General features: G+C 68.7%; 22 protein-coding genes. 13 read left to right on the top strand and 9 right to left on the bottom strand.

The features are described 5' to 3' along the window. The first annotated feature begins 70 nt into the window (after positions 1 to 70). The 5 genes from AB5I40_RS41580 to AB5I40_RS41560 are packed head-to-tail and all read left to right on the top strand — an operon-like array spanning position 71 to position 3,198. The gene (locus tag AB5I40_RS41580) at positions 71 to 571 is read left to right on the top strand and encodes a YbaB/EbfC family nucleoid-associated protein (RefSeq protein WP_370935681.1); all 501 of its coding nucleotides are present in this window, start codon (positions 71 to 73) and stop codon (positions 569 to 571) included. Continuing rightward, on the top strand, positions 571 to 891 hold the full coding sequence (locus AB5I40_RS41575) for a type VII secretion target (RefSeq protein WP_370935680.1): 321 nt from the start codon (positions 571 to 573) through the stop codon (positions 889 to 891). Before AB5I40_RS41580 ends, AB5I40_RS41575 begins: the two co-directional genes overlap by 1 nt. After that, entirely contained in the window at positions 888 to 2,114 is a 1,227-nt protein-coding gene (locus AB5I40_RS41570; RefSeq protein WP_370935679.1) for a hypothetical protein, read from the top strand. The genes AB5I40_RS41575 and AB5I40_RS41570 overlap by 4 nt, the downstream gene beginning before the upstream one ends. Then, complete coding sequence (locus AB5I40_RS41565) at positions 2,111 to 2,689, top strand: hypothetical protein (protein ID WP_370935678.1); 579 nt, start codon at positions 2,111 to 2,113, stop codon at positions 2,687 to 2,689. Before AB5I40_RS41570 ends, AB5I40_RS41565 begins: the two co-directional genes overlap by 4 nt. Beyond that, positions 2,686 to 3,198, top strand: a complete 513-nt coding sequence (locus AB5I40_RS41560; protein WP_370935677.1) for a hypothetical protein — start codon at positions 2,686 to 2,688, stop codon at positions 3,196 to 3,198. The genes AB5I40_RS41565 and AB5I40_RS41560 overlap by 4 nt, the downstream gene beginning before the upstream one ends. A 7-nt stretch (positions 3,199 to 3,205) precedes the next feature. Here the strand turns inward: AB5I40_RS41560 and AB5I40_RS41555 are convergent, their stop codons facing one another. Beyond that, positions 3,206 to 4,699 (bottom strand): CoA-acylating methylmalonate-semialdehyde dehydrogenase, encoded by a 1,494-nt coding sequence (locus tag AB5I40_RS41555; RefSeq protein ID WP_370935676.1) that lies wholly within the window; start codon positions 4,697 to 4,699, stop codon positions 3,206 to 3,208. A 130-nt stretch (positions 4,700 to 4,829) separates the two neighbouring features. On the opposite strand from AB5I40_RS41555, the gene AB5I40_RS41550 reads away from it, so the two are divergent. The 3 genes from AB5I40_RS41550 (at position 4,830) to AB5I40_RS41540 (ending at position 7,680) form a co-directional block, all read left to right on the top strand. After that, positions 4,830 to 6,476 (top strand): PucR family transcriptional regulator, encoded by a 1,647-nt coding sequence (locus AB5I40_RS41550; protein WP_370935675.1) that lies wholly within the window; start codon positions 4,830 to 4,832, stop codon positions 6,474 to 6,476. 28 nt (positions 6,477 to 6,504) lie between these two features. After that, on the top strand, positions 6,505 to 6,876 hold the full coding sequence (locus AB5I40_RS41545; RefSeq protein WP_370935674.1) for an SSI family serine proteinase inhibitor: 372 nt from the start codon (positions 6,505 to 6,507) through the stop codon (positions 6,874 to 6,876). 525 nt (positions 6,877 to 7,401) lie between these two features. Next, positions 7,402 to 7,680 carry a hypothetical protein gene (locus AB5I40_RS41540; protein WP_370935673.1) on the top strand — a complete coding sequence of 93 codons (279 nt, stop codon included), beginning with the start codon at positions 7,402 to 7,404 and terminating at the stop codon, positions 7,678 to 7,680. 7 nt (positions 7,681 to 7,687) lie between these two features. Here AB5I40_RS41540 and AB5I40_RS41535 read toward each other — a convergent pair whose 3' ends face one another. The 4 genes from AB5I40_RS41535 to AB5I40_RS41520 form a co-directional block, all read right to left on the bottom strand. Further along, complete coding sequence (locus tag AB5I40_RS41535; RefSeq protein ID WP_370935672.1) at positions 7,688 to 9,160, bottom strand: DUF4153 domain-containing protein; 1,473 nt, start codon at positions 9,158 to 9,160, stop codon at positions 7,688 to 7,690. A 183-nt stretch (positions 9,161 to 9,343) separates the two neighbouring features. After that, positions 9,344 to 9,559 (bottom strand): hypothetical protein, encoded by a 216-nt coding sequence (locus tag AB5I40_RS41530; protein ID WP_370935671.1) that lies wholly within the window; start codon positions 9,557 to 9,559, stop codon positions 9,344 to 9,346. 133 nt (positions 9,560 to 9,692) lie between these two features. Beyond that, positions 9,693 to 10,748 carry an ATP-binding protein gene (locus AB5I40_RS41525; RefSeq protein WP_370935670.1) on the bottom strand — a complete coding sequence of 352 codons (1,056 nt, stop codon included), beginning with the start codon at positions 10,746 to 10,748 and terminating at the stop codon, positions 9,693 to 9,695. Then, positions 10,745 to 11,416, bottom strand: coding sequence for a response regulator (locus AB5I40_RS41520; RefSeq protein WP_370940708.1), 672 nt, complete (start codon positions 11,414 to 11,416; stop codon positions 10,745 to 10,747). The genes AB5I40_RS41525 and AB5I40_RS41520 overlap by 4 nt, the downstream gene beginning before the upstream one ends. Before the next feature lie 241 nt (positions 11,417 to 11,657). On the opposite strand from AB5I40_RS41520, the gene AB5I40_RS41515 reads away from it, so the two are divergent. Genes AB5I40_RS41515 through AB5I40_RS41500 form a run of 4 tightly spaced genes read left to right on the top strand, consistent with a single transcriptional unit; the run spans position 11,658 to position 16,389 of the window. Next, positions 11,658 to 13,163 carry an NCS1 family nucleobase:cation symporter-1 gene (locus AB5I40_RS41515; protein WP_370935669.1) on the top strand — a complete coding sequence of 502 codons (1,506 nt, stop codon included), beginning with the start codon at positions 11,658 to 11,660 and terminating at the stop codon, positions 13,161 to 13,163. Next, the gene (locus AB5I40_RS41510) at positions 13,156 to 13,998 is read left to right on the top strand and encodes a nitrilase-related carbon-nitrogen hydrolase (protein WP_037813646.1); all 843 of its coding nucleotides are present in this window, start codon (positions 13,156 to 13,158) and stop codon (positions 13,996 to 13,998) included. Before AB5I40_RS41515 ends, AB5I40_RS41510 begins: the two co-directional genes overlap by 8 nt. Continuing rightward, on the top strand, positions 13,998 to 15,380 hold the full coding sequence (hydA, locus tag AB5I40_RS41505; protein WP_370935668.1) for a dihydropyrimidinase: 1,383 nt from the start codon (positions 13,998 to 14,000) through the stop codon (positions 15,378 to 15,380). Before AB5I40_RS41510 ends, hydA begins: the two co-directional genes overlap by 1 nt. 10 nt (positions 15,381 to 15,390) lie before the next feature. Further along, on the top strand, positions 15,391 to 16,389 hold the full coding sequence (locus tag AB5I40_RS41500) for a TIGR03842 family LLM class F420-dependent oxidoreductase (RefSeq protein ID WP_370935667.1): 999 nt from the start codon (positions 15,391 to 15,393) through the stop codon (positions 16,387 to 16,389). On the opposite strand, the gene AB5I40_RS41495 is transcribed toward AB5I40_RS41500, so the two are convergent. The 3 genes from AB5I40_RS41495 to AB5I40_RS41485 form a co-directional block, all read right to left on the bottom strand. Next, the gene (locus AB5I40_RS41495; RefSeq protein ID WP_370935666.1) at positions 16,390 to 17,622 is read right to left on the bottom strand and encodes a serine hydrolase domain-containing protein; all 1,233 of its coding nucleotides are present in this window, start codon (positions 17,620 to 17,622) and stop codon (positions 16,390 to 16,392) included. 10 nt (positions 17,623 to 17,632) lie between these two features. Then, the gene (locus AB5I40_RS41490) at positions 17,633 to 18,451 is read right to left on the bottom strand and encodes a siderophore-interacting protein (protein ID WP_370935665.1); all 819 of its coding nucleotides are present in this window, start codon (positions 18,449 to 18,451) and stop codon (positions 17,633 to 17,635) included. A 223-nt stretch (positions 18,452 to 18,674) separates the two neighbouring features. After that, positions 18,675 to 19,082: an SgcJ/EcaC family oxidoreductase gene (locus AB5I40_RS41485; protein WP_370935664.1), complete on the bottom strand. Its 408-nt coding sequence runs from the start codon at positions 19,080 to 19,082 to the stop codon at positions 18,675 to 18,677. A 95-nt stretch (positions 19,083 to 19,177) separates the two neighbouring features. On the opposite strand from AB5I40_RS41485, the gene AB5I40_RS41480 reads away from it, so the two are divergent. Further along, positions 19,178 to 19,885, top strand: a complete 708-nt coding sequence (locus tag AB5I40_RS41480) for a TetR/AcrR family transcriptional regulator (protein ID WP_370935663.1) — start codon at positions 19,178 to 19,180, stop codon at positions 19,883 to 19,885. Here AB5I40_RS41480 and AB5I40_RS41475 read toward each other — a convergent pair. After that, positions 19,875 to 20,795: an NADP-dependent oxidoreductase gene (locus AB5I40_RS41475; protein ID WP_370935662.1), complete on the bottom strand. Its 921-nt coding sequence runs from the start codon at positions 20,793 to 20,795 to the stop codon at positions 19,875 to 19,877. The two genes, AB5I40_RS41480 and AB5I40_RS41475, sit on opposite strands and share 11 nt — an antisense overlap. Positions 20,796 to 20,843 lie beyond the last annotated feature (48 nt).

Raw genomic sequence — 20,843 nt, 5'->3', positions numbered from 1 at the left:
CGGGGAACCGGAACCCGGTTTTCTGCCTCGGAAAGACTATGAACCAGTCGATCCGAAAGCAGTGGCCGACATGAACGCACTTTCTCCCGAAATCGCCGAAATCCGGCAGCGGGCCGCCGAGGCGCAGGAACGGCTGAAGCACGTGTCGGCGACCGCGACGAGCCAGGACGGCGCGGTCACCGCGACCGTCAACACCGCCGGTGCGCTGCAGGAACTCCAGTTCGGCTCCCGCGCGGACGAGATGCCGCGCGCCGCGCTCGCCGCCGCCGTCCTGGCCACCGCACGGCGCGCCCAGGCCCAGGCGGCGCAGCAGCTGACCGCGATCATGGCTCCGGTGATCGGCGAGCACAGCGACGCGATGAAATTCCTCGAAGAACAGATCCCGGAACCGGAGATTCCCGAGGAACCGGCCGCGCCTTCGACGCCGCAGCCGCAATTCTTCGACGCGCAGGACGATTCCGCCACGCCGCCCGCCCGGCCCGCGCCGCCGTCCCGGCCCGCCCGCCCGGCGGCCGACCCGTCCGATGACGACGACTACTACAGCGGCGGCTCGTTCCTGGGGAGGAACTGATGACCGGACCTCACGTCGACCTCCCGTCGCTGCGCGAGCACAAGAGCGAGGTCGAGAACATCGCGGCGGGCGTGCATACCGCGGCGCAGGCCACTGAATCCGGGCAGACGTTCGGCGACGACGCGTTCGGCATCGTCGGCCAAGTGTTCGCGATGCCGCTGCAGATCTGGATGTCGATCGCTTCCTCCTTCGTCGAGGACGTGGCGGGCAAGGCCGACGACATCGCGGACCGGCTGCAGCAGGCGCACGATCATTACGACAACCACGAGAAGCAGACCGTCGGCCACATCAACGGCCTCGGCAAGGAGCTGCCGGAATGACCGAGACGCAGGAAAACCCGCTGGTCGCGAAGTCGGAGTCGCCGAGCGGCCTGACCACGAACATGGGGTCGTCCTCGAACGAGCTGGACAACCTCAACGCCCAGACCTCCGGCTCCGGCATGCTCAACGACGTCGCGGCGACGCTCACCGACGCCCGGCACGGCGACTGGGGCAACTTCGGCGTGGACGTCGTGACCGACGGCCTCGACCTGCTCGGCGCCGCGATGGACCCGCTGGGCACGCTGGCCAGCGCCGGGGTGGGCTGGCTGATCGAGCACATCAGCTTCCTCAAGGAAGGCCTCGACCAGCTCGCGGGCAACCCGGAGGCCGTCACCGCCAAGGCAGTGACCTGGTCGAACATCTCGAAGCAGCTGACCGAGAGCGCGGACCAGTACGACCAGGCCGCGAGCAAGGTCGCCCCGAACTTCCAAGGCCAGGGCGGCGAGGCGTACCAGAAGACCGCGAAGGACTACGCAAACGCTCTTCGGGGCGTGGCCGGGCACGCGAGCGCCGCGTCCACCGGGATGAACGTCGCCGCCGCGCTGGTCGGCACCGAGCGCGGGCTGATCCGCGACATGATCTCGTCGTTCGTCGGCGAGCTGATCGTCAAGGGCATCGCGGCGCTCGCGTCGTCGTGGTGCACCTTCGGCGGCACGGTCGCGGCGTTCATCGCCGACACGGTTGTCGAAGGCGGGATCCTGGCGGAGAAGATCGGCACCCGGATCGCGAAGGTCGTGGAGAAGCTGGACAAGCTCGCGGAGAGCGCGGGCAAGTCGAAGGCCGCCATCGAGCAGGCAGCAAACGCGTTGCGGAAGGCCGGCAAGGCGGCGGGCAAAGTCACGGACAAGAGCGTGGACATCGCTGCCGGTCTGGAGAAGAAGGCCGGCGACCTCAAGCAGGCGGGCAAGGCCGAGAGCGCCGCGGACAAGGCCGAGCGCTGGACCAACTCGGCCAAGGAGAAGGTGCCGGGCCGCGAGCACTTCGAACACGCCGGCGAGACGTATTCGGAGGACGGGCGGAAGTTCTTCAAGCTCCAGGAATGGCAGAAAGAGGGAGGTCGGCCGCCGTTCACCAGGGCCGACTACACAGGAGCGGGCACTGAAGTCCGGAGGCAGGAGAACGAGCAGTACGACCGGTACGCCGAGGGCTCCGAGGCCTACAAGAAGGAGCACGAGAAGGCCGAAGGCGGCTCCGGCGGCGGCGAAGGCGGCACTGGAGAGTGAGCAGCGAAACTGTGCAGGCGGCCGCCGACCAGGCCAACCGGGAAGGCCGCCTGCATCCGTCTCAGCGGAGAATGATCCTGAACGCGGGCTTCTCGATGGCTGTCGTGTGGATCATCCTGTTCGTCGCCGCCGCGGTCCTGGCACCGATCGGAATCGGCGTGAGCGGCGACGCACTGCGGAGCCTGAACGCGGTGAACAACGACCTCGGCACCCCGCCGGTCTCGTACTGGTCGATGAACTGGCCGGTATACCTGCTGACGGTGCTCTTCCTCGCGCTCGCCGTGCTCCCCGGGAGACTTATCTTGCGGCGGCTGGCGGAGGTGCGCAGCGGCAAGCTCGACGTAGTGCCCGGCTGGACGCACGACTACGGGCACGTCACCAAGATCCCCCCGAGGGGACAGCACGCGATGTACATGTACGAGATGACCGACCGGATCAAGTTCACTTATCTCGTCGTGCACGGCAAGACCTACCGGCTCGACTACGACATGCGACAGCGCGTGCTCGGCAACCGCACGAACGCCGCGATCCTCACTCCGCGCAGCAAAATCCTGGTCAACGTGGTCGCCGCGTGACCGCAAAAGCCGATCCCGGCGAGGTCGCCGCCGCCAATCTCGCCGGGCGACTGCACCGGAGCCAGCGCGGGGAGGTCCTCGGCTGGTTCTTCTGGGCGGTCTGGGTGTTCGTCGCGATCGAGGTGGCGATCGCGGTCGTCGCGGTCGTCAAGTCCGGCTTCACCGCGTCCGCGTTGGTGGCGGCGGCGGTCGCACTGGTCGTCCTCGTGCTGGCGATCCGGTTCGGGCGGCGGCAGTTCGCCGACTGCCGCACGCCGCTGACCGTCGTGCCCGGGCCGGTGCACGATTTCGGTGCCGGTCCGATCACCGACGACTATCCGGTCGGGCTCAAGCACACCCCGCGCGGCCCGGGGACGATCGAGAAATGGCAGCTCCGCGTGGGCGGCCGCACCCACACGGTCAATCCGACCCGCGGCAAACGGCTGGCCGCCGAGCGGGTCGTCGCGGTGTGCCTGTTCGGGAACAGCGGCACGGTGGCGAGCATCGTCGGCGAGAACGGCGTGTGGTGAACCCGGGTCAGGAGTTCTTCGGGAACCCCAGGTTCACCCCCGCGTGCGAGGTGTCCGGCCAACGGGACGTCACCACCTTCGTCCGCGTGAAGAAGTGGAATCCTTCCGGGCCATAGGCGTGCGTGTCGCCGAACAGGGAGTCTTTCCATCCGCCGAACGAGTAATAGCCGACCGGCACCGGGATGGGCACGTTGACGCCCACCATGCCTACCTCGACCTCGTTCTGGAAGCGCCGCGCCGCGCGTCCGTCGCCGGTGAAGATGGCGGTTCCGTTGCCGTAGGGGTTGGCGTTGATGAGGGCCAGCGCGTCGTCGAAGCTCGTCGTTCGCGCGACGGACAGCACGGGGCCGAAGATTTCGTCGGTGTACACCGCCATACTGGGCGTGACGCGGTCGAAAAGTGTGGGGCCCAGCCAGAATCCGTCGCTCGCGCCGTCTGCTTCCACGCCCCGGCCGTCCATCACCAGTTCCGCGCCTTCGGCGACGCCGGCGTCCACATAGGACGAAACGCGCTCGTGGTGTGCCCTCGTGACCAGCGGGCCCATCTCCGACGACGGTTTGCGGCCGTCTCCGACGCGCAGTTTCCGCATCCGGTCAACGATTTTGGCCACCAGTTCGTCCGCGATCGGCTCCACGGCGACCACCACCGACACCGCCATGCACCGCTCCCCCGCGGACCCGAAACCGGCCGACACGGCGGCGTCCGCGGCCAGGTCGAGGTCTGCGTCCGGCAGCACGATCATGTGGTTCTTCGCCCCGCCGAGCGCCTGGACGCGTTTGCCGTGGCTGGTGCCGGTTTCGTAGACGTAGCGCGCGATCGGAGTGGAACCGACGAACGAGATCGCCTTGACGTCCGGGTGCGCGAGCAGTCCGTCGACCGCGACTTTGTCGCCCTGCAGCACGTTGAACGCGCCGGACGGCAGGCCCGCTTCGGCAAGCAGCTCCGCGATGAACAGCGCCGCGGACGGGTCCTTCTCGCTCGGCTTGAGCACGACGGTGTTGCCGCACGCCAGCGCGTTCGGCACGAACCAGAGCGGCACCATCGCGGGGAAGTTGAACGGCGAGATCACCCCGACCACGCCGAGCGGCTGCGCGATCGAGTAGACGTCGACGCCGGTGGAAGCGTTCTCGCTGAACCCGCCCTTGAGCAGCTGCGCCGCGCCGCACGCGTACTCTACGTTCTCGATCGCCCGCGCGACTTCGCCCGCCGCGTCCGATTCGACCTTGCCGTGCTCGCTCGTCACGATCTTCGCCAGTTCGTGTTTGCGCGCCTGAAGCAGCTCGCGGAAGGCGAACAGCACGCGCGTGCGCCCGGCGAGCGACGTGCCCCGCCAGCCCGGCAACGCGGCGGTCGCGGCGGCCACCGCCTGGTCCACCTCGGCCGGTCCGGCGAAGTCCACCTGCGCGCTGACCTGGCCGGTCGCCGGGTCGTACACGTCGCCGGTGCGTCCGGCGCCGACGACCGGCTTGCCGTCGATCCAATGGCTGATGCGGTCGGTCACGACGTCCGCTCCTTCCGGTCGGGTGCCCACGAGTCTCCGGGCGAGACGCCCGGGTCCGCCATCGACAACGTGTACGGACTACCCCTCTCCGCCGTACAGTCTGTGCCCTGCCGGCCAGCAAGGGGGACCGATGTACCCGACCGTCGCCGAGGCGCTCGCGTTGCCGGTGCTGCGCCAGGGCTGTCCGCGTGTCGTCGCGGGCAGCACCGGGCTCGAACGGCGGGTCCGCTGGGCGCACGCCGCCGAGGTCGCCGACATCGCGCACCTGCTGCGCGGCGGAGAACTCGTGCTCACCACGGGGGTCGCGCTCCCCGACGACGACGCGACGCTGACCCGGTACGTCGCCGACCTTGCCGAAGTGGGCGTCGCGGGCCTGGTCGTCGAGCTGGTGCGGCACTGGAACGACCGGCTGCCGCGCGCCCTCGTCACCGCGGCCGAGCAGCGCGGCTTGCCACTGGTGACGCTGTCTCGCGAGACGCGCTATGTCGCGGTGACCGAAGCAGTGAACGGAATGATCGTGGACGCGCAGCTCGCCGAGCTCCGGGCGGCGGAACGAGTGCACGAAACGTTCACCTCGCTGACCGTCGCCGGAGCCGAGCCCGCCGCGGTGCTGGCCGAGGTGGCGCGGCTGACCGAGCAGCCGGCCGTGCTGGAAACCCTCGAACACGAAGTCCTCGCCTACGACACAGCGGGCACTGATCCGGGCGAGCTGCTGATCGGCTGGCCGGCGCGGTCGCGGGTGGTGCAGGTCGGCGAGCGCACCGGCTACCACTCTGCGGCGGGCTGGCTGGTCACCGTGGTCGGCGCGCGCGGGCACGACTGGGGACGGCTGGTTCTGGTGTGCGCCGAACCGCCGCCGCACCGGTACCAGGTGGTCGCCGAACGAGCGGCGTCCGCGCTCGCGGTGCACCGCCTCGTCGCGCGCGACTCCGACACTCTCGAACGGCAAGCGCACCGCGCGGTGCTGACCGAGCTGCTGAATTCGCCCGCGCCGACTGCAGAGATCCTCGCGCGCTCTTCCGCGCTCGCGGTGCCGTTGACGGGACGGCAGCTGGTCGGCCTCGCGGTACGGCCGCGCATCACCGCCACTACGCGACCGACGCTGTCTACGCCTCCGCTGTTGCGCGAACTCGCTGAAGCCACCGCGCTCGCGACACGACGCGCGAAGGTATCCGCGCTGGTTTCGACCGACGAGACCGCTGTACGCGCGCTTCTCGCGCTCTCGCCGGAAGCCAACGCCGACGCCGTGCTTCAGCGTCTCGCTACCGACATTCACGACGCGCGCGCTTCCGCCCCCGCCGCGCTCGGCGTAGGCACCACGGTCACAGGACCTGCTGAAGCACAACGCACTCTGGTCGAAGCCGCGCACGTCGCTGCCGCTGCCCTCGACGAGGACGACGGCCCGCCATTCCACCGGCTCAAGGATGTTCGGCTACGCGGGCTGCTGCACCTTCTCGCCGACGACGAACGCGTACACGCCTTCGCCGCACGAGAGCTGGGCCCGCTCCTCGAACGCGACGCCGCTTCCGGCAGCCGCCTCGTCCCGGCGCTGCGGCACTACTGCGCGCACGGCGGCAACAAGTCCGCCGCAGCCGTCGCCGCCCACACCTCGAGGACGGCTTACTACCAGCAACTCGCCCGCATCGAACAGGTGCTGGGAGTGCGACTGGAAGATCCGGAGTCGATGCTGTCGCTGTACGTGGCGTTACTCGCGCACGACCTCGGGAACGCCACCCGTCCGAGCGAGGAAAACCCACCCGGACGAGGAGCACAGTGATCGGGTTCGGCGAGCCGATATCCCTCGTATGGTGTTCTCTTCCTTCGCTTCGGTCGCCGCCGCCCTGATCGGATTCGGCGGCCTGGCCGCCCCGCACGTCCCGGAGTCCGTCATGCAGCTGACCGTGCACGAGACTTCCGGGCGCGTCACGAGCGCGTCCCTGACCTGCGACCCCACCGGCGGCACGCACCGCCACCGCGACACCGCCTGCGCCACGCTCACCGCGGTCAACGGCGATTTCGCCCGGATCACCCCGCACCGGCAGAAGTGCACGATGATCTACTCGCCGGTGGACGTCACGGCGCTGGGCAGCTGGCGGGGCACGCGGGTGACCTACCGCGCGACCTACCCGAACAAGTGCGCGGCGGACGCCCAGTCGAACGGGGTCTTCGCGCTCTAGGCCGCGAGGTCTGGCCGGCCCGGCGGTCCCGCACGGCGGCTTCCCGCAGGCAGAGGCGGAATCGGTTGCCGCACCGAACAATTCAGTGGGGAGCCGTCGCGACTCTGCGTAGGCCGCGGCGTCGTGCTGACCCCGACCGCCTTCCGCGAGCTGTACGACGTTGTGCACGACTACACCGGCCCGGCGTTGTTCTCCGACATGCTTTCCCCGTGACTCGACAAGCATGCCGACGCCGCGCGCGAACCGCTCGTCCCGCTGGCGGTCTGCGGAGAATGGCAGCGGAACCGTAACGCCGTGGGCGCACCGATTGCACCTGCCTGAGCACGAAATGCGCATCACCGCTGAGGAGCACCTCAGCCTTTCTCCGCGCTGAGCATGCGACAGGAGGACATCGCGCGGTTCGATCCGTTCTTCCGCGAGATCGCGCCGCCGAGCAGAGAGGGATCCGGGCGCGCGAACAAAAATCGTCGCCGAACATTGGCTGTGCCTCATGCTCGGTGAACTGCTGTCCGGCCGGGCGTCGCCGTGCGGGCCGGGGAACGCCGCGCAGCAGCCGGAATCGCGGGCCGGTCGGCGCTGGACGATTCGTTCCTCCGCCGCGACTACCTGACCGCGGACGCCTACCGGTTCCATGTCGACGCGAACCTGGACATCGACGAGGAAAGCCCGTTCTCCGATGAGGAACTGACCCCGGCGGAGCGCCGCGACCTGGTGCGCCATCGCTGCGCGGTGCGCCGCTCCGAGCACCTCCCGCAGCACGAAAACCCCGTGCTCGACTGGCGGCTGACCGTGCCCCGGAAGTGAAACCCGGTCATTCGCACGGTGCCTGCGACCGGACGATCTCCCTGGCCCGGGAACGGCTCAAGTTCCAGGCTGGCCAAGCGTCGTCGGGGAGAGTCCGGGCGATCGGGCGCAAAAGGCAGGCCGCGTCGGAGCGGCGCTGCGCCACGACCGGGGCCACGTCGGCGGAAAACCGGCTCAGATAACGGACATCCAGCGGCTTGCCGTGCGCCGCCCGGTCGAGGTTGGCGTCGGCGATCAGGGCTTCCGGGTTCGCCGCGGCCAGCCCGAGCAGTGCCAGCGCCCCGGTCGCGATCGCCGCGCGGGGCAGCCACGTCGCGCGGAGCGTGCCCAGCGTCGCGACCGTAAGCAGGAACACCACGCCCAGCCAGATCTCGCACACCTCCACCACCACGCGCAGCACGGTGAACCCGTAAGCCTGCTGGTAAGTCCACATGCGACTCAACGCCGACAGCACCAGCACCAGGCTCAACCCTGCCAAGGCACCAAGCAGCGAACGCAGCAGGATCCGGTCGGAGCGACTGGCTTTCGGGGCCCAGCGCAGGGCCGCGGCGATGATGCCGAGCGTCAGGACCGTGCAGGCGCAGAGCTGCCAGAAACCGCTGCGGGCGTAGTCGGCCGAGGTGAGGCCGTCGGTGCGGAGGACGTAGTCCGTGCCGCCGAAGAGGGCTACCGCCTGCACCAGGACGTAGACGGTGAACAGGAACGCGAGCGTGGCCAACGCCGCCGTCCACAGTAGACGGTCGCCGACGGTGGACGTCCGGTTTTCCCGTTCCGGCAAGGGATCCGCGGAGATCAGGAAGGCAGCGGCGGTACCGCCGAAGGTCACGGCGAACACCAGCGCCAACTGGAAAGCCGAATCAGGCCGCACGGTCGGGACGAGGTCGCCGACGAAGTGCGCGAAGTTGTCGTCCGCGCTGATCAGCAGCGGGAGGAACACGACCAGCACCAGCGCGGACACCAGCACTGCCGCGAAAACCCGCGTCTGGCTTCGCCCCGAACGCCGCGCGCGGCGAAGCACCCACGGCACGGCGCGGAAAGCTTCGAGCGGAATCGCGAGGGCGTCGTAGGTGGTGCCGTGCACGGTTCGCCTGCCGACCACCGCGAGCGACGCCGCGACTCCCGCCGCCAGGACGCACAGCACGAACAACCAGTCCGCCGCCCGCACCGATCCGACGCCCAGCAACGCGATCGCCAGCGCTCCCCACCCCGCGCGACGCCACCGCAGCCCCGGCCCCACCCGCACGACCAGCACCGCGACGCCCGCCAGCGCCGCCGACACCACCCACCCGATTCCCGGCCGGTCGACCGGCACCAGCGCGGCAGCGACCACTGCGACGGCCACCGCCGCGAGCCTCGCCCCGCCCGGCACCGCGGTCTCGGCGCGGGCGAACAACGGCCGCGGCCCCGACCGCCGCTGGTCGATCACCACAATCCCGGGCGGAACGGCGTGCGCGGGCCGGACTTCGACGTCCTCGGACATGACACCTCTCTTCGCATTGGCAAATATCGGACGGGATTTCGCTCCCGGGAAGGAGAAATGGGCAAGTTCAGGAGGGCTCGGGGGCTGGGTGCTTCAGCGGAGGCGCTGCGGGAACGGAAACACCCGGCCAGCGAAGGTCCGCGCAAGGGCCTGCGAGCCGACGTCCGCGATCAACCACCGACCTCAGCGAACACCGAGCCAACCGACCGCCGCGATCGGCAACCAGCCTCGACGCCCGGCCGCCGCTTCCCCCATCACCTCGAGCCCAGCAGCGCCGTCGAGCAGAGCGCCACTGCAGCAAGCCACTCGCCCGCTCGTCTCCATCTCGACCGCCGCTTCCCCAATAACCTTGAGCCCGGCCGCCTCGTCGAGCGCGCCACTGCAGCTAGCCACTCGCACCCGCCCGCTCCTCTCCATCCCGGCCGCCGCTTCCCCCATCACCTCGAGCCCAGCAGCGCCGTCGAGCAGAGCGCCACCGCAGCAAACCACTCGCCTCCACCTCGACGGCAGCACAGCCTCCGAAGCAAACTCGTCAAGCAGGCAACGTCACCCGAATCCGGCACCCCGGCCCGCCGCCACTCCCAGCAGCCGCACGGCCGGGTTCGGCGTCGACCACCGCGACCGTCCCGCCGTGCAGTTCCACCACCCACCGCACTATCGCCAGCCCCAGCCCGGTCCCGCCGCCCCCGGCGCGTTCTCCGCGGGTGAACCGCTCGAACACCCGGTCCCGGTCGGGTTCCGCGATCCCCGGACCCTGGTCGTGCACCTCGATCCGCGCCTCCCCGGCCTCGACCCGCGCCAGCACCGCCACCTCTCCCCCGGCCGGGCCGTGCCGCGCGGCGTTCTCCAGCAGGTTCACCACGACCTGGTACAGCCGCTCCCGATCGGCGGGCACCGTCGCGCCCGGCGGGGTCACCGAGACGGTGAACCGCACGCCCCGGCCCGCCGCCGTGGCCATTGCCTCCGCCTCGGCGGCGACCTCGGCGAGCAGGTCCGCCAGGTCGACCGTCGACCGGTCCAGCGGCAGGGTTCCGGCGTCGATCTGCGACAGGTCCAGCAGTTCGGTGACCAGCCTGCCCAGGCGTTCGGTCTGGTTCAGCGCGGTGCGCAGTGTCGCGGGGTCCGGCGAGGCGACGCCGTCGACCAGGTTCTCCAGGACGGCGTTCAGCGCGGTGATCGGCGTCCGCAGTTCGTGCGAGACGTTCGCGATCAGTTCCCGGCGCTGCTGGTCCGCAGTGGACAGATCGGCGGCCATCTGGTTGAACGCCGCCGCCAGCGAGCCGACCTCGTCGCGCGCGGTGGCGCGGATCCGGCGGGTGTAGTCGCCCTTCGCCATTTCGCCCGCGGCGGCGGTCATTTCGCGCAGCGGGCGGGTCATGCCATGTGCCAGGATCTGCGACGTCACCAGCGCGATCACCATGGCCATCACCGTCGTCTGCGGCGGCAGCCAGCCGATCTGGTAGCGGAAAAACCCGAACGCGATCCCGCCGGACGCCACCATCAGGATCGCCAGCTTCAGCTTCACCGACCGGATCGGGTCGAGCGGCCTGGGCAGCAGATCGACGGCCTTCGCCACCAGCACTCTCACGCGGGAACCTCCAACGCGTATCCGACGCCGTGCACCGTCCGGATCAAATCGGCCCCCAGTTTCCGCCGCAGCGCCTTGATGTGGCTGTCCACCGCCCGGGTACCGGCTCCGGTCGCCTGCACATCCCAGTCCCACACCTCGCTCAGCAGCCGTTCCCGCGGCTGCACCGCGCGCGGCCGGCGCGCGAAATGCACCAGGAGATCGAATTCGATCGGCGTCAGCTGGGCGGGTTCGCCCCCTCGGCGAACCCGCCGTTCCGCGATGTCGATCTCCAGGTCCCCCAGCACGATCCGGTCTTCCGCCGCCGCCGAAGACCGCTCCACCCGCCGCAGCAACGCCTGGATCCTCGCGGACAGCACGCGCATCGAGAACGGCTTCGTGAGGTAGTCGTCCGCGCCGACGCCGAGGCCCACCAGCAGGTCGGTCTCGTCGGCGCGCGCGGTGAGCATGAGAACCGGCACCGGCCGGCGCGCCTGGATCCGGCGGCACACCTCGAGACCGTCGAAACCGGGCAGCATCACGTCGAGAACCACCAGGTCGGGATTGGTCGCCGCCTCCGCCTCGACCGCCGCGGGACCGTCGTGCGCGACCGTCACGGAGAACCCTTCCGCGCTCAGCCGGGCGTCGATCGACGCGGCGATGGTGAGGTCGTCCTCGACGACCAGCACCCGTCTTCCCCCGTTGTCCATGCCGCCGACTTTAAGCAATCGCCGTGGAGGCCATCCGGGTGAGCTGTGAAGATCCGGTGGAGATGTTTCCGCCGGTTTGCACGCGCGTCACGAGCGCGTTGTGACGTACGTCATGCACCCTGGCCCGGTTCGGCGCAATCGACAGACTGCGCCAAGGGCGGCCGAACAGTGAACAGTCTGTCTCTGCCCCCGGCCCCCGCCCGGCGCGCAGGATTCCGCAATGGAGCCGACGACACGTGAGCACAGCCGGGTGGACCTCGGCGACGTGCGGGCGCTGCGAGGCAGCCGGTTCTTCAACGACGAACTGGCCCCGGTCCCGGTCGAGAAGCGGACCTGGACGACCTACAACTATTTCGCGCTGTGGATGGGGATGGCGCACAACATCCCCTCGTACGCACTGGCCGCGTCGCTCATCGCGCTCGGCATGAACTGGCTGCAGGCGCTGATCACGATCACCATCGGGAACCTGATCGTGCTCGCGCCGATGCTGCTCAACAGCCACGCCGGCACCAAGTACGGCATCCCGTTCCCGGTGTTCGCCCGCGCGTTCTACGGCCTGCGCGGCGCGAACCTCGCCGCGCTGCTGCGCGCGTTCATCGCGTGCGGCTGGTTCGGCATCCAGACCTGGGTGGGCGGCGAGGCGATCTACGTGATCGTCGGCCGCCTCGCCGGATCCGGCTGGCGCGATTCGGCGGTGATCGCCGGGCAGCACTGGACGCTGTGGCTGTCGTTCGCGGTGTTCTGGCTCGTGCAGATGCTGATCATCTGGCGCGGCATGGAGGCGGTCCGCAAGTTCGAGAACTGGACCGCGCCGCTGGTGTCGGTCGGGTTCCTGATCCTGCTCGGCTACGTGCTGGTGAAGGCAGGCGGGCTCGGCCCGATCCTGCACGACGGCGGGAAACTCGGCTGGGGACCGGGGTTCTGGAAGGTGTTCGCGCCGTCGCTGATGGCGATGATCGCGTTCTGGTCGACACTGTCGCTGAACATGCCGGACTTCACCCGCTTCGGCGGCAGCCAGCGCAAGCAGATGCGCGGCCAGATCCTGGGGCTGCCGACGACGATGACGTTCATCGCGATCGTCGCCATCCTCACCACCTCCGGCGGGCACGTGCTCTACGGGCAGGACATCTGGGACCCGGCGCAGCTGGCGGACAAGTTCTCCAGCCCGGTCGTGGTGGTCGTCGCGCTGATCGCGCTGGTGCTGGCGACGATCTCGGCCAACCTGGCGGCGAACGTCGTCAGCCCGTCCTACGACTTCTCCAACGCTTTCCCGAAACGGATCACCTTCGCGCTCGGCGGGCTGATCACCGGCGTGATCGGCATCCTGATCCAGCCGTGGCGGCTCTACTCCGACCCGGATATCTACATTTTCGCCTGGCTCGGCTTCTACGGCGGGCTGCTCGGCGCGGTCGCCGGGGTGCTCGTCGCCGGGTACTGGGTGGTGAAGCGGACGCGGCTGAAGTTGGCCGACCTGTACCTGGAAAGCGGGCAGTACTGGTTCACCGCGGGCTGGCATTGGCGCGCGCTCGTCGCGACCGTGATCGGCGCGGTCCTCGCGGTCGGCGGCGCCTACGGCGGTCCGTTCCCGGCGGACGGGCTCATTCCGTTCCTGAAGCCTTTGTACGACTACAACTGGGCGGTGGGATTCGTCGGCGCTTTCGTCGCCTACATCCTGTTCAGCCTTCCTTTGAACGCGCACCGGAACGAGGAGGAAACCAGTGTCTGACACGGTCCGAGCCGGCTTGATCCAGCAGCGGTGGACGGGTGACAAGGAGTCGATGATCGCGAACGCGGTCGATGCCATCGGCAAGGCGGCTTCGCAAGGCGCGCAGGTGGTGTGCCTGCAGGAACTGTTCTACGGCCCGTATTTCTGCCAGGTGCAGGACGCGGATTTCTATTCCTACACCGAAGCGATCCCGGACGGCCCCACCACGAAGCTCATGCAGGAGGTCGCCGAGCGGCACGGCGTGGTGCTCGTGGTGCCGATGTACGAACAGGAACAGCCGGGCGTCTACTACAACACCGCGGCGGTGATCGACGCCGACGGGAAATACCTCGGAATGCACCGCAAGAACCACATTCCGCAGGTGAAGGGATTCTGGGAAAAGTTCTACTTCAAGCCGGGAAACCTCGGTTATCCGGTATTCGACACCGCGGTCGGCCGGATCGGCGTGTACATCTGCTACGAACGGCACTTCCCCGAAGGCTGGCGCGCACTCGGGCTGGCCGGGGCGCAGATCGTGTTCAACCCGTCCGCGACCAGCCGGGGGCTCTCGGAGTACCTGTGGCGGCTTGAGCAGCCCGCAGCCGCGGTGGCGAACGAATACTACGTGGGGACGATCAACCGGGTCGGCGTGGAACCGCTGGGCGACAACGACTTCTACGGCCAATCGTACTTTGTGGACCCACGCGGCCAGCTCGTCGGCGAGGCGGCGTCGGACACCGAGGAGGAGATCGTGGTCCGCGATCTCGACATGGGCCGGCTCGCCGAGGTCCGCGATCTGTGGCAGTTCTACCGCGACCGCCGCCCGGACAGCTACGGCCCGCTCGCGGAGGCCTGATGACTACCCTGATCCGAGGCGGGCAAGTAGTTTCGCCGTCCGGCGCGGTCGCCGCCGACGTGCTGGTGGACGGCGAAACCATCACGGCAGTGGGCGCCCCCGGCACGCTGACCGGCGACGACACTATTGACGCGACCGGCAAGTACGTCCTTCCTGGCGGAATCGACGCGCACACGCACATGGAGATGCCGTTCGGCGGCACGCATTCCGCCGATTCCTTCGAGACCGGCACCATCGCCGCCGCGTGGGGCGGAACGACGACGATCATCGACTTCGCAGTACAGGCCAAGGGAACGTCGCTGCTGTCCACACTGGACAAATGGCATTCCAAAGCGGACGGCAACTGCGCGATCGACTACGGGTTCCACATGATCGTGTCGGACGTCAACGATTCCACGTTGAAGGAAATGCGCGGGTGCGTCGACGGCGGCGTCGGCAGCTTCAAGATGTTCATGGCCTACCCCGGCGTTTTCTACTCCACCGACGGGGAAATCCTGCGCGCCATGCAGCAGGCGCGCGAGATCGGCGCGACGATCATGATGCACGCGGAAAACGGCATCGCGATCGACGAACTGGCCGCGCAAGCGGTCGCCGCCGGACACACCGACCCGGTGCAGCACGGTCTGACCCGGCCGCCCGAACTGGAAGGCGAGGCGACCTCGCGAGCGATCCGGCTCGCCCAGGTGACCGGATCGCCGCTGTACATCGTGCATCTGTCGGCTTCACAAGCGCTTGCCGCAGTCGCCGAAGCACGGGACAACGGGCAGAACGTCTTCGCCGAGACCTGTCCGCAGTACCTGTATTTGTCCATTGAGGACTTGGCGAAACCCGATTTCGAAGGTGCCAAGTTCGTGGCTTCCCCGCCACTGCGGGAGAAATCGCACCAGGCCGATCTGTGGCGCGGGTTGCGTACGAACGACCTTTCCGTGGTATCGACCGATCATTGCCCCTTCTGTTTTAAGGACCAGAAAGAGCTGGGACGCAGCGACTTCCGCGCGATCCCGAACGGGATGCCGGGCGTCGAGCACCGGATGGACCTGCTGCACCAGGGCGTCGTCGCGGGCGAGATCTCGCTGGGCCGCTGGGTCGAGACGTGCTCGGCGACGCCCGCGCGGATGTTCGGGCTGTACCCGCGCAAGGGCGTGATCGCAGCAGGCTCGGACGCGGATATCGTCGTCTATGACCCTTCAGCACAGCAGACCCTGTCCGCGGCTACGCACCACATGAACGTGGACTACTCGGCGTACGAAGGATTTTCGCTCACCGGGAAGGTCCACACTGTACTGTCGCGCGGCCGTGTCGTGGTCTCTCCGGATGGTTTCCACGGCAGTCCCGGGCACGGCAAATTCTTGTCTCGCGAACTCAATCAGTATCTGAATTGAGGGTTTCCTGATGGATTTCGGGATCGTGCTGCAGACCGACCCGCCCGCGGCGGAGGTCGTGCGGATGATGAAGGCCGCCGAGGACGCCGGGTTCCGGTACGGCTGGACGTTCGACTCGTGCGTGCTGTGGCAGGAACCGTTCGTGATCTACGCGCGGATCCTGGAAGCGACGTCAGCGCTGGTCGTGGGGCCGATGGTGACCAGCCCCGGCACCCGGGACTGGTCGGTGATGGCGTCGACCTTCGCGACGCTGAACGACATGTTCGGCAACCGCACGGTGTGCGGCATCGGCCGGGGCGACTCCGCGCACCGGGTCGTCGGCCGCCCACCGTCCACTTTGGCCACCGTGCGCGAATGCATGCGCGTGGTGAAGGATCTCGCCGAGGGCCGCGAAGTCACGATGAACGACACCGCGGTCCGCATCCCGTGGATCCGCGGCGGACGGCTGGAAATGTGGATGGCCGGGTATGGCCCGAAGGCGCTGCAAACCGTCGGCGAACACGCGGACGGCTTCATCCTGCAATGCGCCGACCCGGCCATCGCCCGCTGGACCATCGGCGCGGTCCGAGACGCCGCCCGCGCGGCTGGCCGCGACCCCGGAGGCATCACGATCTGCGTCGCGGCTCCCGCGTATGTCGGCGAAGACCTGGCGCACCAACGGGAACAACTGCGCTGGTTCGGCGGAATGGTGGGCAACCACGTCGCGGACCTGGTGTCCCGTTACGGCTCGTCCGGCCCGGTGCCGCACGAGCTGACCGATTACATCCGCGAGCGCGAAGGCTACGACTACTCCCACCACGGGCGCGCGGGCAACCCGTCGACGGCGTTCGTCCCGGACGAAATCGTGGACCGGTTCTGCTTGCTCGGCCCGGCGTCGGCGCACATCGCCCGGCTGGAGGAATTGGCGGAGCTGGGGGTGGACCAGTTCGCGCTGTACCTGATGCACGACGAGCGGGAGGAGACGATGGCGGCTTACGGGGCGCAGGTGATCCCTAAGCTGACCGCGTGATCAGTCCACCATCGCCTGATAAACCAGCTGCCGCAGCTGTTGCCGGATCGGATGCGTCGACGACGGCAGCAGCTGCGTGTAAAACGCGACCGTCAGATCCTCATCCGGATCCACCCAAAACGCCGTCGAAGCCGCCCCGCCCCACGCGTACTCACCCGGCGTAGCAAGGGTTTTCGCCTTCACCGAGTCGATCAGAACCGAGAACCCCAGCCCGAACCCATACCCGTCAAAAGGCATCTCCGCGAACAGCGGCCGCCCGTATGCCTCCAGATCCACATGCCCCGGCAGGTGATTGGCCGTCATCAGGTCCACCGTCCGCGGGCTCAGAATCCGCACCCCGTCAAGTTCCCCGCGGCGCAACAACATCTGCGTAAACCGGTGATAATCAGCCGCCGTCGACACCAAGCCTCCGCCGCCGGAAAGGCAAGCCGGGCGCGACGTTCCCAAAGCGCCGAAGGCATCGTTGCGAACCAGCTGTTTCGTCCGCGGCGCAGGCAGGTACAGAGCCGCCAAGCGGTCGGTGTCCGAAGTCCAGAAGCCGGTGTCCGTCATGCCCAACGGGCCGAAGATCCGCTCGGCGAACACCTCGTCCAGCGGCTTCCCCGCCAGCACCTCGACCAACCGGCCGAGAACGTCGGTGGCCACCGAGTAGTTCCACTCCGCACCCGGCTGGAACACGAGCGGGAACCGCGCCCACGCCTTGGTGCACTCCGCCAGATCCAGCCCCGGCGGCGTGCCCCATTCGTACCCGCCGGCGCGGTAGATCGCGTCGGCCGGGTGCGTGTGGTGGAAGCCGTAGGTGAGGCCCGAGGTGTGCGAAAGCAGGTGCCACAGCCGGATCGGTTCGGTCGCCGGCTCGGTGACCGGAGCCAGCGCCGAACCCTTCACGTACACCTGCGGCTCCGCGAACTCCGGCAGCCACCGCGAGATCGGGTCGGTGAGGTCGATCAGGCCTTCCTCGACGAACGTCATCGCCGCCACCGAGGTGACCGGCTTCGTCATCGAGAAGATCCGCCAGATCGTGTCGGTCTCGACCGGCGCACCGGCCTCGACGTCGCGCGCCCCAGCGGACGCGACGTGCACGATCCGGCCGTGCCTGCTCACCACCGCGAGGAAGCCCGGCAGCAGGCCGTCGTCGACGTACCGGGCGAAATGCCGGTCGATCCGCCGCAGCCGTGCCCCGTCGAAACCCGCGTCGGCCGGATCGGCCTCCACCTTCACCTCGGTCGCCATGGCGGCGACCTTACGCCGAAGCAGCCGACTTTCGCTCCGCTGCCTTTTCCTCGCGCCAGGCCTCGTCGTTCTTGCCCTCGCGCCAGTATCCGGACAGCGACACCGCGTCCCGCGCGACACCGCGCTCGTCGAACAGGTACCGCCGCAGCTCCCGCACGAACCCGGCCTCGCCGTGGACGAACGCGTGCACGTCCTGGCCCGGCCACGGCAGCGCCTTCACCGCGGCGACCAGATCGTCGGACGCCGAGCGGTGCAGCCACGTGACCTGAGCGTCGGCCTTCGTCGCGAGCGGCTGGTGCTCCGACTTGTCCGCCACGAGCAGGAACACGTGCGCCAACGCTCCCGCCGGCAGCGCTTCGAGCGCGGCGGCGATGGCCGGCAACGCCGATTCGTCACCCACCAGCAGGTGCCAGCCGGCGTCGGCGCGCGGCGCGTACGCCCCGCCCGGACCGGCCAGCAGCAGCTCGTCACCAGGCTGTGCGCGCTGCGCCCACGGCCCGGCTAGCCCCTCGTCGCCGTGCACCACGAAGTCGAGCACCAGTTCGCCCGCCGCCTCGTCGTACGAGCGGACCGTGTACGTACGCAGCCGCGGCGCGTGCTCGCGCGGCAGCTCCTCGCGGATCCGGTTCAGGTCGAACGGCTCCGGATACTCCACCCCGTCCACCTTGAAGATCACCTTCACGTACGCGTCGGTGAACTCGTTCGGGCGGAAATCGCGAAGCCCCTCGCCGCCGGCCACGATCCGGATCATGTGCGGGGTGAGGTGCTCCTTGCGCAGCACCTCCAGCCGCACCGCGGTCCTCCCCTTGCGCGCCGGACCTTCGGCCATCGAACACCCCTGTTTCAGTAAGGTTTACCTAAGTCGCGTCTCCCACGGTACGCGCCTTCACCCGTTCCGCCCAGTACCGCCGTCCCCGAGTTCCGCGAGCGTCGGCCCGATCGCGAGGTTCTCCGGGATCCGCCAGCCGTGAGGGCCACCCTGAGGGAATCTGATTTCCTCAGGGTTCCCCTCACGTACTCGCCGTCGTCCGTGCGGGACGCCCCGATCGTTCTCATGCTTCCCACGGCTTCGAGACCCGCGTGTTCTGGAAAGCGGTGATCTGCCAGCCTTCGTCACCCCGCACCATCACGTAGGTCAGCGAACTCTCCCGCCCCTCGGCGGCCGGGTCGTCGCCCCCGGTCAGCGACGAGCCGCCGCCGGTCACGACGACCGCGACGTCGTCCCGCAGGAACCGCACCCGCGGCTCGCCGAAGCCGGTGAGCTTCGAGCCCTGGAGCACTCCCTGGAACAGCTCGCGATGCGAGTCCACGATCGCCTGGCGGCCGACGGACCGGAGTCCGAAGAACGTCACGTAGTCGGCGTCTTCGGTGAACAGGTTCCCGTAGGCGGTGGCGTCTCCGCTGTTCCAGGCGTCGGCGAGCCGGGTGAGGACACAGAGGACTTCTTCGTGCTGCGACATGTCTTTACCCCTTAACGAACGTCGTTCGCGTACGAGACAAGTTGTACTCACGAACACCGTTCGCGTCAAGCGCGGGGTTCGTCTAGGCTTCGGGGATGACCGCACCGCCCCCGCCCTGGCGCCGGACGCCGAGCCCGCGCCGGCGCGCCGCGAAGCAAATGCTGTCGCAGGAACTGATCGTGAAAACCGCGCTCGAGATCCTCGCCGCCGAGGGCATTGACGCCGTCTCGATGCGGCGGGTCGCGCAGCAGCTGGAGACCGGGCCCGCGTCGCTGTACGCGTACGTGGCCAACAAAGAGGAACTAGACGAACTGCTGCTCGACGCGGCGCTGAGCGAAGTGCCGTGCCCCGAGCCGGATCCGCGGCGATGGACCGAACAGGTCAAAGAGCAAGTGCGGCACCAGATCCGGGCAATGGTGGCGTATCCGGGCATCGCGAAAGTCGCGTGGCAGACACCGATCCCGGTGACGCCGAATTCGTTGCGGCAGGGCGAAGTCATGCTTCAGCTGCTGCGCGCGGGCGGCCTGGATCTGCGGCAGGCGATGTTCGCCAGCGACGCGTTGAGCACGTACACCAAGGCTTTCGCCTACGAGGCCAGCGGCTGGACGTTCGGCGATTACGACCCGGAGAAAATGAGCGAACGCGAGCGGCAGATGGCGGACTACATGCAGTCGCTGCCCGCGAGCGCGTTCCCGAACCTGTTGCAGGCCGGGGAATTCTTCAACGCGGACACCAGCCAAGCCCGGCTCGAATTCGCCTTGGAGGCGTTCGTGGCCGGGCTGGCGGCGATGGTCAGAAAGTGAGCACGATCTTGCCGCGCGTGTGGCCCTGTTCCAGCTCGCGGTAGGCGGCTTGGACCTCGGCCAGCGGGTACGTCGCGGCGACCTCGACGGCGAGCAATCCCTTGTCCGCCAAGGCAACGAGGTCCCGCATGACCTCGGCGCTCGCCCCGGCGATGTTGCCCTCGGTCTTCACCCGGTACTTCTCGGCGGCGTCGAAGTCGACCACCGTGTCGATCCGGCCGGGGTAGACGCCGAGCCGCAAGGCGAGTTCGACATAACCGTCGCCGTAAGTGTCGATGAACGCGTGCACCTGGTCGCCAGTCAGCTCACGGAGCCGCTCCTCGAGCCCTTCGCCGTACGCGATCGGGACAATGTCGTGCTCGCGCAACCACTCGTGGTTCGCTTCGCTGGCAATGCCGATCACGGTCGCGCCAGTGAGCTTCGCCAACTGCACAGCCAGCGAACCGACCCCGCCAGCAGCCCCGGACACGACGATCGTCTCGCCCTCGCGCGGGCACACCGCCCGAACCGCGGCGTACGCGGTCGTTCCGGCCACGAACAACCCGCCCGCGACCTCCCACGCCAGCCCGCTCGGCTTCGGCACGAGGTGCTCCGCCGGAACCAGCACGTATTCAGCGTGACTGGAACGGGTGTGCACGAAGCCGACGACCTCGTCCCCCACCTGGATTTCCTCGACGTCCGCGCCCAGCTCGACCACTACTCCGGCCAGGTCGCTGCCCTGCCCGGACGGGAAGGTGGACGGCCAGCGCTCCGCCAGCGCGCCGACGCGGATCTTCGTTTCCCCCGGATTGATGCCCGCGGCCCGGACCTGCACGAGCACCTGCCCGGATTCCGGCGCCGGGCGAGGCACTTCGGCCAGCTGCAGCACTTCGATCCCGCCGTGTTCGCCGTATCTGACCGCCTGCGGCATACGCGTCTCCCTCGCTCGTATGCTTAGCCCAACAAACGATCGACAGGT

It is taken from the genome of Amycolatopsis sp. cg13 (assembly GCF_041346965.1).
In the GTDB taxonomy this organism is placed as follows: domain Bacteria; phylum Actinomycetota; class Actinomycetes; order Mycobacteriales; family Pseudonocardiaceae; genus Amycolatopsis.
This window is presented reverse-complemented; position numbering and strand designations above follow the sequence as displayed.

What these genes read in the sequence shown, in the direction of transcription:
- AB5I40_RS41535 (WP_370935672.1), bottom strand. Translation starts at nt 9,160, where the DNA reads ATGTCCGAGGACGTCGAAGTCCGGCCCGCGCACGCCGTTCCGCCCGGG.
- AB5I40_RS41475 (WP_370935662.1), bottom strand. Translation starts at nt 20,795, where the DNA reads ATGCCGCAGGCGGTCAGATACGGCGAACACGGCGGGATCGAAGTGCTG.
- AB5I40_RS41495 (WP_370935666.1), bottom strand. Translation starts at nt 17,622, where the DNA reads ATGGCGACCGAGGTGAAGGTGGAGGCCGATCCGGCCGACGCGGGTTTC.
- AB5I40_RS41500 (WP_370935667.1), top strand. Translation starts at nt 15,391, where the DNA reads ATGGATTTCGGGATCGTGCTGCAGACCGACCCGCCCGCGGCGGAGGTC.
- AB5I40_RS41490 (WP_370935665.1), bottom strand. Translation starts at nt 18,451, where the DNA reads ATGGCCGAAGGTCCGGCGCGCAAGGGGAGGACCGCGGTGCGGCTGGAG.
- AB5I40_RS41485 (WP_370935664.1), bottom strand. Translation starts at nt 19,082, where the DNA reads ATGTCGCAGCACGAAGAAGTCCTCTGTGTCCTCACCCGGCTCGCCGAC.
- hydA (WP_370935668.1), top strand. Translation starts at nt 13,998, where the DNA reads ATGACTACCCTGATCCGAGGCGGGCAAGTAGTTTCGCCGTCCGGCGCG.
- AB5I40_RS41480 (WP_370935663.1), top strand. Translation starts at nt 19,178, where the DNA reads ATGACCGCACCGCCCCCGCCCTGGCGCCGGACGCCGAGCCCGCGCCGG.
- AB5I40_RS41550 (WP_370935675.1), top strand. Translation starts at nt 4,830, where the DNA reads ATGTACCCGACCGTCGCCGAGGCGCTCGCGTTGCCGGTGCTGCGCCAG.
- AB5I40_RS41575 (WP_370935680.1), top strand. Translation starts at nt 571, where the DNA reads ATGACCGGACCTCACGTCGACCTCCCGTCGCTGCGCGAGCACAAGAGC.
- AB5I40_RS41545 (WP_370935674.1), top strand. Translation starts at nt 6,505, where the DNA reads ATGGTGTTCTCTTCCTTCGCTTCGGTCGCCGCCGCCCTGATCGGATTC.
- AB5I40_RS41515 (WP_370935669.1), top strand. Translation starts at nt 11,658, where the DNA reads ATGGAGCCGACGACACGTGAGCACAGCCGGGTGGACCTCGGCGACGTG.
- AB5I40_RS41570 (WP_370935679.1), top strand. Translation starts at nt 888, where the DNA reads ATGACCGAGACGCAGGAAAACCCGCTGGTCGCGAAGTCGGAGTCGCCG.
- AB5I40_RS41580 (WP_370935681.1), top strand. Translation starts at nt 71, where the DNA reads ATGAACGCACTTTCTCCCGAAATCGCCGAAATCCGGCAGCGGGCCGCC.